11 protein-coding genes are annotated in these 11,856 nt (G+C 58.9%); 5 read left to right on the forward strand and 6 right to left on the reverse strand.

Annotation, left to right across the window (positions count from 1 at the left end; all coding sequences use genetic code 11):
- Positions 1-37: 37 nt before the first annotated feature.
- The 3 genes from QE453_RS05205 to QE453_RS05215 all read right to left on the reverse strand — a co-directional run bounded on the left by QE453_RS05205 (position 38) and on the right by QE453_RS05215 (position 4,551).
- Entirely contained in the window at positions 38-1,486 is a 1,449-nt protein-coding gene (locus QE453_RS05205; protein ID WP_108081752.1) for a PLP-dependent aminotransferase family protein, read from the reverse strand.
- Positions 1,487-1,655: 169 nt separating this feature from the next.
- Positions 1,656-3,059, reverse strand: a complete 1,404-nt coding sequence (locus QE453_RS05210) for an aspartate aminotransferase family protein (RefSeq protein ID WP_108081751.1) — start codon at positions 3,057-3,059, stop codon at positions 1,656-1,658.
- 13 nt (positions 3,060-3,072) lie between these two features.
- Positions 3,073-4,551: an NAD-dependent succinate-semialdehyde dehydrogenase gene (locus QE453_RS05215; protein WP_279873055.1), complete on the reverse strand. Its 1,479-nt coding sequence runs from the start codon at positions 4,549-4,551 to the stop codon at positions 3,073-3,075.
- A 120-nt stretch (positions 4,552-4,671) separates the two neighbouring features.
- Between QE453_RS05215 and QE453_RS05220 the strand changes: the two genes are divergently transcribed.
- A complete protein-coding gene (locus QE453_RS05220; protein ID WP_108081749.1) occupies positions 4,672-5,139 on the forward strand; it encodes an Lrp/AsnC family transcriptional regulator in 468 nt (155 codons plus the stop codon).
- 218 nt (positions 5,140-5,357) lie between these two features.
- Here QE453_RS05220 and QE453_RS05225 read toward each other — a convergent pair whose 3' ends face one another.
- From QE453_RS05225 to QE453_RS05235, 3 genes are all read right to left on the reverse strand, one after another.
- Positions 5,358-5,801, reverse strand: a complete 444-nt coding sequence (locus QE453_RS05225; RefSeq protein WP_279873053.1) for an SRPBCC family protein — start codon at positions 5,799-5,801, stop codon at positions 5,358-5,360.
- 23 nt (positions 5,802-5,824) lie between these two features.
- Entirely contained in the window at positions 5,825-6,448 is a 624-nt protein-coding gene (locus QE453_RS05230) for a TetR/AcrR family transcriptional regulator (protein ID WP_108081748.1), read from the reverse strand.
- Positions 6,449-6,643: 195 nt separating this feature from the next.
- The gene (locus QE453_RS05235; RefSeq protein ID WP_004437488.1) at positions 6,644-7,543 is read right to left on the reverse strand and encodes a LysR family transcriptional regulator; all 900 of its coding nucleotides are present in this window, start codon (positions 7,541-7,543) and stop codon (positions 6,644-6,646) included.
- Between the two features lie 119 nt (positions 7,544-7,662).
- On the opposite strand from QE453_RS05235, the gene QE453_RS05240 reads away from it, so the two are divergent.
- The 4 genes from QE453_RS05240 (at position 7,663) to QE453_RS05255 (ending at position 11,771) form a co-directional block, all read left to right on the forward strand.
- Positions 7,663-8,595: a ring-cleaving dioxygenase gene (locus tag QE453_RS05240; protein WP_072495008.1), complete on the forward strand. Its 933-nt coding sequence runs from the start codon at positions 7,663-7,665 to the stop codon at positions 8,593-8,595.
- A 140-nt stretch (positions 8,596-8,735) separates the two neighbouring features.
- A complete protein-coding gene (locus tag QE453_RS05245) occupies positions 8,736-9,425 on the forward strand; it encodes a hydrolase (RefSeq protein WP_004437494.1) in 690 nt (229 codons plus the stop codon).
- Positions 9,426-9,498: 73 nt separating this feature from the next.
- On the forward strand, positions 9,499-9,789 hold the full coding sequence (locus QE453_RS05250; protein ID WP_108081747.1) for a XapX domain-containing protein: 291 nt from the start codon (positions 9,499-9,501) through the stop codon (positions 9,787-9,789).
- The gene (locus QE453_RS05255) at positions 9,789-11,771 is read left to right on the forward strand and encodes an amidohydrolase (RefSeq protein ID WP_108081746.1); all 1,983 of its coding nucleotides are present in this window, start codon (positions 9,789-9,791) and stop codon (positions 11,769-11,771) included. Before QE453_RS05250 ends, QE453_RS05255 begins: the two co-directional genes overlap by 1 nt.
- Positions 11,772-11,856 lie beyond the last annotated feature (85 nt).

Genomic DNA, 11,856 nt, shown 5'->3' on the forward strand with positions numbered 1-11,856 from the left:
TATATTGTAATGATTCAATGATTTTCGATCGACAGCCTCAGCCGATCGAGCCGATATCATAGACCGGGGGCAGTTGCTCGAAGGTCTGCCGTACGGTGTTTAAAGCCTTGGCCAGGCTTGCATGATTGAGGCGGCCGCCGAGGCATATGCGGATGCCGCCGCCATGGCCGGGTCCGGCAATGAATGGTTCTGATGGGGTTACCGCGACATTCTGGTTCGTCAGCGCACGTACAAGGCCGTCCTCAGTCCAGCGTGGCGGAACCTTCAGCCAGGCACAAAAGGACAGGGAGTGGGTCGAGGCGATATGGTGGCTCAATATGTCCGCGGCAATTTTCTGCCGCATGCGCGCTTCAGCGCGCTGGACGTCCAGCAGCCGCCTTGCGGTGCCGTTTTCTACCCAGCGCGTGGCGATTTCTGCCGTGAGATAGGTTCCACTCCAGCTCGATACACGCAGGATGGAGGCGGCGCGGATGGAATAGGCGGGTGGTACGACGAGATAACCAACGCGCAGCCCGGTCAGCACCGTCTTGGTGAAGCTGGTGACGAAAAAGCCCAGATCGGGCAGCATTTCAGTGATGGATGGCAAATCATCCTCGATGATCGGGCGATAAACTTCGTCTTCGATGACAAAGACGCCGTAGCGTTCGGCAATTGTCGCAATCTCCCGTCTGCGCTCCGCGCCCGATACATGCCCCGTGGGATTGTTGAGGGTGGGAATAAGCACCAGCGCCCTGACGCCGCCTGATGCACACGCGGCCTCCAGCGCGTCCGGTAAAACGCCCTCTTCATCGGTCGGCAGGCCCTTGAGACTGAAACCGAGAATGTTCGACAAGCCGATAATGCCGTGGTCCGTGAGGTTCTCGCAGAGAACCACGTCGTTCGATCGAATGATGCAGCTCAGGGCAAGGAAAATGCCGTGGGCTGCGCCGTTAGTGACGAGGATACGCTCCGCACCGGCGGTCACGCCCATCATGGTGAGCCAGGTTCGGGCGGTTTCGCGATGGCTGTCGAGGCCGGCCACCGGCCGGCAGGGGCGCATGAAACCCGAATTGTCGCCATCGGCCAATTCACGAAGGATGGCGCGTGAGGCGTTTTCATGCTCGTCGAGATAGACGCCGCGGATAATGGAGAGATCGAGGACCTCAGTCGGGCTGTGGTCGAGCATCATGCGGCCCGCCCGTTCCGTCACCCGTGTCTTCACGAAGGTGCCTCGGCCGATTTCGCCGCTGAGATAGCCCAGCCGCTCGGCCTCCTTGTAGGAGAGGCTGACGGTCTGGACAGACAGTCCGAGTTCACGCGCCAGATCGCGGTGGGTCGGCATGCGGTCCATTGGCTTCAGAACGCCGGCGTCGATATCGGCGATGATGCGTTCGGTCAGTGCCGAATGTTTCGTTTCGCCCTTCTGCTTGGCGAGAACTGGCCGCCATGCCACCGGTTTCGTTGCGGGAACCGGATCGAGGCTGAGCGGATTGGCTTGACGGCGCATGAAATTGTCTCGTTTTAGACGAAGATGATTTCATGACATTATGCACGGTTCGGCGGAAAGATGAAGCCTTATGCAGCGTAGATGACAATTGCATCCAAAACAGGCGCAATCGTCATCTCCCTGCTGTCCAGACGAGCAGTTCCCGGTCCGGTAAAAGCCTGGCTGGTGATCAGATTTTTTCGCCGGCCTGGACCAGATCATCCATGACGCTGCGGACGGCGGCTTCGGCGATGGCGATGATCTCGTCCACCTCCGCCTTCGTCGTCACGAGCGGCGGTGCAAAGCCCAGAATATCGCCATGCGGCATGGCCCGCGCAATAAGGCCGCCATTGCGTGCTGCCTTCGAAACGCGTGCACCAACCGCAAGACCCGGTGCAAAACGTGTCTTCTTTTCCCGGTCCGCCACGAATTCGATGGCACCCATCAGGCCCACGCCACGCACCTCGCCGACGATTGGAAGCTGTGCGAACCTTGCTTTCAACTGCTCCTGAAAATAGTTGCCGACGGCCCGTGCATTGCCCGGCAGGTCTTCCTTTTCCACGATATCAAGCACGGCGTTTGCCGCAGCCGCACCGATGGGATGTCCGGAATAGGTGTAGCCGTGCGAGAAGGCGCCGACGCGATCAGCGCCGTCCTCCATCACCTTGTAGACTTTCTCTCCTACGATCGCGCCGGAGAGCGGGAAATAGGCTGATGTCAGCCCTTTGGCGACGGTGATCAGATCCGGCTCGATGCCGTAATGTTGTGAGCCGAACATGGAGCCTGTACGCCCGAAGCCGGTAATCACCTCATCGGCAATCAACAGGACATCGTATTTTCTGAGAACATCCTGTATCGCCGACCAGTAGCCTTCCGGCGGCGGCGTGATACCCCCCGTGCCAAGCACCGGTTCAGCAATAAAGGCACCGATTGTGTCGGGGCCTTCGCGCAGAATGAGCTCTTCCAGTTCGTCGGCGCGCCGTTTTGAGAATTCCAGTTCGGTTTCACCGGCTTCAGCGCCCCAATAATGGTGTGGGACGCCGGTGTGCAGCACGCCAGCGCGCGGCAGGTCCATGTGGTCATGATAAAAGCTCATGCCGGTCATGGAACCGGAAACGACGCTGCAGCCGTGATATCCCCGCTCGCGGGAAATGATCTTCTTCTTCTCCGGTTTGCCGCGCAGATTGTTGTAATACCAGACGAGCTTGGCCTGGGTCTCGTTGGCGTCCGAGCCGGACATGCCGTAGAACACCTTGCTCATCTTGCCGGGAGCCATCTTCACCAGCCGGTCGGACAGGATCGCCAGTTCGTCCGTCGTGTGGGCGGCGTAGGAATGATAATAGGCGAGCCGATAGGCCTGACGGGAAATGGCTTCCGCCACCTCGGTGCGACCGTAACCGACATTGACGCAATAAAGACCGGCAAAGCCATCGATCAACTGCTTGCCGTGGGCGTCCTGAATGCGGATGCCCTTGCCGGATTCAACGATGGTCGGTTCCCCGAGCTTGCCGCTGGCGAAGTCCTTCAGCTGCGTGAAGGGGTGCAGAACCGCATTTCGATCCATTTCCGCGATATTTTTGATGTCGATGGTCATAGGCGGGTTCCTTTCAGGCAGCCAGATTGCCGAAGCAGACATATTTGGGTTCAAGATATTCCATCAGGCCGTGGCGCGAGCCTTCGCGACCGAGGCCGGATTGTTTCCAGCCGCCGAAGGGAATTGGCGCACCGGTGAATTTCGGCGTATTGACGGCAACCATGCCGTATTCCAGCTGGTCGGTCAGGCGCATCGCCCGGCCCAGATCGTTGGTGTAGACATAGGCCGCAAGTCCCATCTCGGTTGCATTGGCGCGGCGGACGACCTCATTCTCGTCATCGAAGGGAAGGATGGCGGCCACAGGCCCGAAGGTTTCCTCACGTGCGATCAGCATGTCGTCAGTCACATCAGCCAGCGCGGTTGGCGTTACGAAATTGCCGCCGAGCGGACTGTCCTGCCCGCCGCAGACGAGGCGCGCGCCAGCGGAGAGCGCCTGTGCGATCTGCTGACGGCACTTTTCGGCGACCGATGGCCGTGTCATTGGCCCAATGTCGATGCCCGGTTCAAGGCCGTGGCCAACGGTCAGTCTGGAAGTTGCGTCGGCAAACCGATCGATGAAGCGGTCATACAGCGCTCGCTGAACATAGATGCGATTTGCCGCCAGGCAGTCCTGGCCAGATGTAGCGAATTTGGCGCTGATGCACCCCGCCACCGCTTGAGAAAGATCAGAATCCCCAAATACGATGAAGGGTGCATGACCACCCAGCTCCAGCGACGCTTTCTTGACGGTTGCCGCCGACTGGGTAAGGAGCAGCCGCCCGACCTCCGTCGAGCCAGTGAAGGAGAACGCCCGCACATCGGTATGCTCCAGAAGACGACGCGCCAGAGGCGCGGCTTCACCGGGCAGTACCTGCAATACGCCGGCCGGCATGCCTGCCTCCTCCGCAAGTTTTGCCAGAGCCAGCGCCGAGAGCGGAGTTTCGGGTGCCGGCTTGACGATCATGGTGCAACCGGCGGCAAGGGCCGCTCCTGCCTTGCGGGCTATCATGGCTGACGGGAAGTTCCATGGCGTGATCGCTGCCGTTACGCCGATCGGCTGCATCCGTACGGAGAGATTGCCACCTTTCAGGTGGCTCGGTATTGTCTCGCCATAGGATCGCTCGCCTTCGCTCGCGAACCAGTCGAGAAAATTGGCCGCGTAGGAAATTTCCCCCAGCGATTCTTCCAGCGGCTTGCCCTGCTCGGCGCTGATGATAGTGGCGAGATCGCGCGCATTGTCGCGCATCAGTCTGCCCCAGCTCCGCAGGATGTCGCCGCGTTCTACCGGCAGCGTCTCGCGCCAGTGAAGGAAGGCTGCGCTTGCGGCCTCTATGGCGGAATCGACATCATCGAGAGAGCAGGCGGTCACATCCACGAGATGGTCGCCGCCTGCTGGGTCGATAACGCTCAGCCTCTCGCTGCGCTCCACCCATACCCCGCCCAAAAAGGCGCGATGCTCGATCAGATCGGGCCGGCGAAGGTTCTTCAACGCGGCGCTGGCAATACCTTTCATGAATATGCTCCATTTTCATTTGCGTGGAGCTTAGCGTCGCTGCATGATCGATCTCCGGCATTTATTTCCTACTTGACACAGAAATAATGCTAATTTTACCCGAGTACGCAGGAATTCTGCATGACCAATATTGATCGAGCCGACAGGGCGCTGCTTGACGCCGTGCAAAAGAACAACCGTCTGACGTCGGAGGAGCTGGCGCGGATCGTCAATCTCTCGCCGACGGCCTGCCAGAGGCGGCTCAAGCGATTACGGGAGGAGGGAGTGATCGAGGCGGATGTGGCGATCGTCTCGCCCAAAGCCGTGGGACGGGGCATCACCATGATCGTCCTCGTGTCGCTGGAACGGGAGCGCGCGGACATCGTCGATCGCTTCAAGGCGGCGATCCGTGCGACGCGCGAAGTCATGATCGGCTATTATGTTACCGGTGATGCCGATTTCATTCTGGTAATCACGGCAAAGGACATGGAGGACTACGAGGCCTTCACCCGCCGCTTCTTTTATGAAAACCACGACATTAAAGGGTTCAAGACAATGGTCGTCATGGACCGCGTGAAGGCCGGATTCGCCTTTCCTATCGAAGACTGACCGGCCAGAGGCCTGCTAACATGTCTGTGTCGGGACTTCCGCCTTTTGTACGGTCGTTCTAGTTCTGGACGGGCTGCAAGACCCTGCCCAAGCAGCGGGGAAAGGAAGGAGGCCCGGATATCCGTGCGATGACAGATCCGGAGCCTCCGGGAGCTGGTAGTTCATGTAAGCCCTGCGCAGGCAGATCATGCGCTCGCAATTTGGAACATTGTCGCGCGCTATTGCGTGATTTCGGGTTCCACGAGCTTGGCAAGCTTGCGCAGTGACTCCTGCCAGCCGAGATAACACGCATCAGCCGGAATGATATCCGGCACGCCCTCCTGTTCGATATTCACTTCGGTGCCGGATGCCACTGCCTTTATGTTCACCGTGACTTTCATTTCGCCAGGCAGGTTGGGATCGTCGAAGCGGTCCGTGTAGACAAGGCGCTCTCCGGGTACGAGTTCAACATAGGTCCCGCCAAAGGAATGACTGTCGCCCGTCGTGAAATTTCGGAAAGACATGCGGTGATTGCCGCCGACCTTCGCATTCAGTTCATGAACGGTACAGGTGAACCCGAATGGCGGGAGCCAGCTTGAAATCGCATCCGGTTCGATGAAAGCGCGATAGAGCTTTTCGGGTTTCGTTGCGAAGACGCGATGTAGACGAATGACGCTTGGCATGGTTTCCTCCTGTTGATGCGTTGTCATTCAACGTGGTCGATCATTGTCGGGCTGAACAGCAGCCGGATATAGCGGTGAAGATGGTCGAGGCTTTCGACGGCTTGCTGCGGATTCCCGCTCGCTTTTGCCAGAATGAAGGCGCCCTGGATGACGGCTTGAATGTGCAGGGCAAGACTTTCCGCCGTAAATGTCTCTGTTATCCTGTATTGATTCAGGGCTGCTTCGATATCGCTGACAAGTGTTTCGGCGTGGCCTGAAATGCTATTCCAGCACGCTTGCCGGATCGCCTCGCTGGTCTCGTAAACCTCCTGCGCCATGGTGCCGACAAAGCAGGTAAAATCCGGCAATTCGCCCTGTATCAACTGCTTGCGGAAGGCGACATAGTTCAGCAGTCGCTCCAGTGGATCAGCGGCATCGTGATACGACGCGGTTTCGAACACGGCACCGGTTACCTCCGACCAGTGCTGGGCAGCCGCGACCGCCATTTCCTCCTTGCTGGAGAAATGGTGAAAGAATGCACCTTTGGACAGCTCGGCCTTGGCGCAGACATCGTCAACTGTCGTCGCGGCGTAACCTTTCGTCCGGATGACGGTAAATGCCGCCTCCAGCAGGCCCGGCCTGGTCAATGGGTTCTGTTTCCTTGCCACATCAAATCTCCCTTGCTTGATTAAATACAGACTAGTCGGTATTTAATCAAGCGGAATTTTACTGGTGTGTTGTCCGGTGACTTCCCGGTCCAATATTGTTGGGCAGGATGGCGCATAACAGAAGGCGCGCGCTCGATCACGCGAGGGAGCGCGCCGCTCCCGCGCCGTCATTAAAATGCGCAGATCCGGGCAGTTCTACTCCAGCGCCACCATGTAGGCTGGTAACTGTTCTTCGAAAAATTTCGAGAAAGTTGCGATGCGGGGCGGCAGGGCCTGATAGGGCGGATAATAGAGCGTCAGCCAGAGTTCCGGCGGCGACCAGCCGGGCAGGACATGGACGAGGCGGCCGCTGTGGATATGCTGTGCGATGTTGAAGCCCGGCAGCAAGGCGACCCCTGCGCCATCCGCAGCCATATCGGCCAGAACCTCGCCACTATTGGCGCTGAACGCACGACCTGCCGTTATCGTGATACTTGACCCGCCATCTGACAGAACCCAATTCTCCCGACGGCTCTCGCCGCTGTAGGCAAGGCAATCGTCAGGCGTCAGTTCAGCGGGGTGTTTCATCTGCGCGAACCGGCTGCCCGGAGCCGCCACCAATATGCGCGGCACAGCCCTGATCTTGCGCCATATGGTGAATTTGTCCGATGGGGCGGACGAGATACGGATCGCCAGATCGTAGTCATCATCCACGATATTGACCAGGCCGTCCGATAACGAAATCTCGAAGCACATTTTCGGATAGAGTTCCCGGAAGCCCGACAGGATCGGCGGCAGCACCGTTTTGCCGAGCCATGTCGGCGCGCTGATCCTCAGGCGTCCCTCGTCGGCCTTGTGGGCGTTGCGAACATCGCGCCGGGCGTTCTCCAAAGCCTCGACCGCCGGCTGAATCTGTGCGGCGAAGACGGCACCGTCCGTCGTGAGCGATACCTGACGGGTGGTCCGGACGAATAATTGCACGCCGAGATCATCTTCAAGTGCTGCAATCGCACGGGTGACGGCCGCTGCCGTCATACCGAGTTCACGGGCCACCTGCGCGAAGTTGCGCTTTTCGGCCGCCATCAGGAAGGTTTTGAGAGCTTTGTGATCGTTCATCTCTATTATTTCAAAAATCGCAATTCATTCGAGAAAAATATTGCAATTCCGCGATACAATCAAGCGGGTTACATCTTTCTCCATCGAAACGGGCACACCAACAGCGAAAGGCGCCGACGATGATCAAGGATATCAAGGGCCTGCACCACGTTACCTCGATGGCGTCGGATGCGCGGCAGAACAACAGCTTCTTCACCGATACGCTCGGCCTGCGCCGGGTAAAGAAGACCGTCAACTTCGACGAGCCAAGCGTCTATCACCTTTATTACGGTGACGAAAAGGGAACGCCTGGCACGGTCATGACGTATTTTCCCTTCGCCAACATGATGGCCGGCCGTCCGGGCGTCGGCGAAGTAGGCGAGACACAGTTTTCCGTCCCCAAGGGTTCGCTCGGCTTCTGGAAAGATCGTCTCATTACGAAAGGTGCCGCCGGCCTTCAGGCCGATACGGTCTTCGGTGCACAGCGCCTGCGTTTTACCGGTCCGGATGGCGATGGACTCGCGCTGATCGAAACGGATAACGATGCTCGCGCTCCATGGCTTGCCGAGGGCATCTCCGAAGACAACGCCATACGCGGCTTCACCGGTGCGCGCTTCAATCTGAATGATACGGCCGCGACCGAGGAACTGCTTCGCTTCATGGGATATGAGCGCGCCGATGTAGAAGGCGATGTAACCCGCTTCGTCATTCCCGGCGGCAACGGCGCCGATACGATTGATCTCGCCACACTGCCAACGACGCCCTTTGCCCGTCCGGGAGCCGGTTCGGTTCATCACATCGCTTTCGCGGTTGAAAACCGTCAAAAGCAGCTGGACGTGCGCAAGGCGCTGATGGACACCGGCTATCAGGTCACCCCTGTCATCGACCGCGATTACTTTTGGGCGATCTATTTCCGCACGCCGGGCGGCATCCTGTTCGAAATCGCCACCAACGAACCCGGTTTCGATCGCGACGAGGATACCGCGCATCTGGGCGAAGCGCTCAAGCTGCCAAGCCGTTATGAGCCTTTCCGCAATCAGATCGAGGCGAACCTCGCTCCCCTTGCGGCATAAAGCGGGTCGTTGATCCGCATCCACTGAAGAAATCATATCCACGCTTTCAAGGCGGCTGCCCCTGCCGGGCAGCTGACCGGCGAAGCCTTGTCAATTTCACCGCCGTCGATCGGCAATCACCACCTGAACGGAGAACCACCATGTCGAAGCTTGAAGTCCTTACTCCCGCCAACAGCCAGATCATCTTCATCGACCAGCAGCCGCAGATGGCTTTCGGTGTGCAGTCGATCGATCGCCAGACCCTGAAGAACAATGTCGTCGGCCTCGCCAAGGCGGCAAAGATCTTCAACATTCCGACGACAATCACCACGGTTGAAACGGAAAGCTTCTCCGGCAACACCTTCCCGGAACTGCTGGCAGTATTCCCGGAAAACGACATTCTCGAGCGTACCTCGATGAATTCCTGGGATGACCAGAATGTCCGCGATGCCCTGGCGAAGAATGCCGCCAACGGTCGCAAGAAGATCGTTGTTTCCGGCCTCTGGACGGAAGTGTGCAACACCACCTTCGCTCTTTCGGCGCTGCATGATGTCGCCGATTACGAAATCTACATGGTGGCGGATGCATCTGGCGGCACCTCTGTCGACGCACATAAATATGCCATGGACCGCATGGTGCAGGCGGGCGTCATCCCCGTCACCTGGCAGCAGGTGCTGCTGGAATGGCAGCGCGACTGGGCCCGCAAGGAAACCTATGACGCCGTCACCTCGCTGGTGAAGGAACATTCAGGCGCTTACGGCATGGGCATCGATTATGCGGTCACGCATGTTCATGGCGGCGCAGAGCGCGTCAAGCACGGCAAGCGCATCGGCCCCAACCCCGCGAAATAAGCTTTCAACCCTGGCGCGCCGGCGGGATAAATATCCCGGCCGGCGCGGCTTCATCCATCCAAAGGAGGTTTCCATGAAAGTCTATCTTCTGTCGCTTGGCGCCGGCCTGCTCGTCGGCATCGTTTACAGCCTGCTCAATGTGCGTTCGCCCGCGCCGCCCGTCATTGCCTTGGTCGGTCTGCTGGGCATCCTGGTCGGAGAACAGATCATCCCTTTCGCAAGAACGATCATCGACAGGGAACCGGCCGCCGTTTCGTGGTTCAACCAGATCAAGCCGCACATGTTCGGTCATATGCCCAAGGGTGGTGTCGAAACGGTAGATATCGCCAAGGGCACCGCACCCATCGAGAGGGAGAGAAGCTGATGCCGACACGACGCACTTTCCTCGGCGCGGCATCCAGTCTCGCCTTTCCGAATCTGTTTTCACCGGCTAAGGCCGCTGATCCCATCAAGAGCGGAGCTTCGTCCATGCATCCAGATACCATCCTTCACAATGGCCGCGTCACGACACTTGATCGTGGCAATCCGAATGCAACGGCAGTCGCCATCAAGGATGGTCTGTTTCTGGAGGTGGGAAGCGATACCGAGGTCATGGCCCTTGCCGGGCCGGAAACGAAGATCATCGACCTCAGGGGCAAGCGGGTTCTGCCGGGCCTGATCGACAACCACACCCACGTCGTGCGTGGGGGCCTGAACTTCAATATGGAACTGCGCTGGGACGGCGTGCGCTCGCTTGCCGATGCCATGGACATGCTCAAACGCCAGGTCGCGATAACGCCAGCCCCGCAATGGGTGCGCGTCGTCGGTGGTTTCACAGAGCACCAATTCGTCGAAAAGCGTTTGCCGACCATCGAGGAGATCAATGCGGTCGCGCCGGATACGCCGGTCTTCCTTCTGCATCTTTACGACAGGGCGCTGCTGAACGGCGCGGCGCTGCGTGCCGTCGGTTATACCAAGGACACGCCCAACCCGCCCGGTGGCGAAATCACCCGTGATGCCAACGGCAATCCCACCGGCCTGCTGCTCGCCAAGCCGAATGCCGGCATTCTCTATTCGACGCTTGCCAAGGGGCCGAAACTGCCGCTCGACTATCAGGTCAATTCCACCCGCCATTTCATGCGCGAGCTGAACCGGCTGGGTGTAACCGGCGTCATCGATGCCGGCGGCGGCTTCCAGAATTATCCGGATGATTACGAGGTGATCCAGAAGCTGTCGGATGAGAACCAGATGACCGTTCGGCTGGCCTACAACCTCTTCACGCAGAAGCCGAAACAGGAAAAGGAAGACTTCCTCAACTGGACGCAATCGGTCAAATACAAGCAGGGCAACGATTATTTCCGGCACAATGGTGCGGGTGAAATGCTGGTCTTTTCCGCGGCCGATTTCGAGGATTTCCGTCAGCCGCGGCCCGATATGCCGCCGGAGATGGAAGGCGAACTTGAAGATGTTGTCCGGATCCTCGCGGAAAACCGCTGGCCCTGGCGTCTGCATGCCACCTATGACGAGACCATTTCGCGGGCGCTGGATGTCTTCGAAAAGGTCAATCGTGATATCCCGCTCGAAGGGCTTAACTGGTTCTTCGACCACGCAGAAACCATTTCTGACCGCTCCATCGACCGTATCGCCGCGCTTGGCGGTGGCATCGCCACCCAGCACCGCATGGCCTATCAGGGCGAATATTTCGTCGAGCGTTATGGCCAGGGCGTGGCCGAAGCCACACCACCGATCCGGCGCATGCTCGATAAGGGTGTGAACGTTTCGGCCGGAACGGACGCAACGCGCGTCGCCTCCTATAATCCGTGGGTGTCGCTCTTCTGGATGGTGACCGGCAAGACCGTTGGCGGCATGCAGCTTTACCCGCGCGCCAATTGCCTCGACCGCGAAACGGCGCTGCGCATGTGGACGGAAAAAGTTACCTGGTTCTCGAATGAAGAAGGCAAGAAGGGCCGCATCGAGAAAGGCCAGTTCGCCGATCTCGTGGTGCCGGACAAGGACTTCTTCTCCTGTGCGGAGGATGAAATCTCCTTCCTTACCTCGGAACTGACGATGGTGGGTGGCAAGGTCGTCTATGGCGCCGGTGACTTCAAGGCACTGGACGAGAGCAATATTCCGCCGGCCATGCCAGACTGGTCGCCAGTGCGCAAGTTCGGCGGCTACGCCGCCTGGGGTGAACCGGATGGCGCCGGCGCCCGCTCGCTGCGCCGCACGGCCATCTCCACCTGCGGCTGCGCCAGCGATTGCGGTGTGCATGGTCACGACCATGCCGGTGCCTGGACATCGAAGCTGCCGATTGCCGATCTCAAAGGTTTCTTCGGTGTCTTGGGCTGCTCCTGCTGGGCGGTATAAGCCTCATCGGCAAAGAAACTCACCCACGGGCGGCGCATGTGCCGCCCGTGGGATACGACCAATAGCCGATAAAAGAATATTACAA

The organism is Agrobacterium sp. SORGH_AS_0440 (assembly GCF_031453135.1).
Classification (GTDB): Bacteria; Pseudomonadota; Alphaproteobacteria; order Rhizobiales; family Rhizobiaceae; genus Agrobacterium; species Agrobacterium pusense.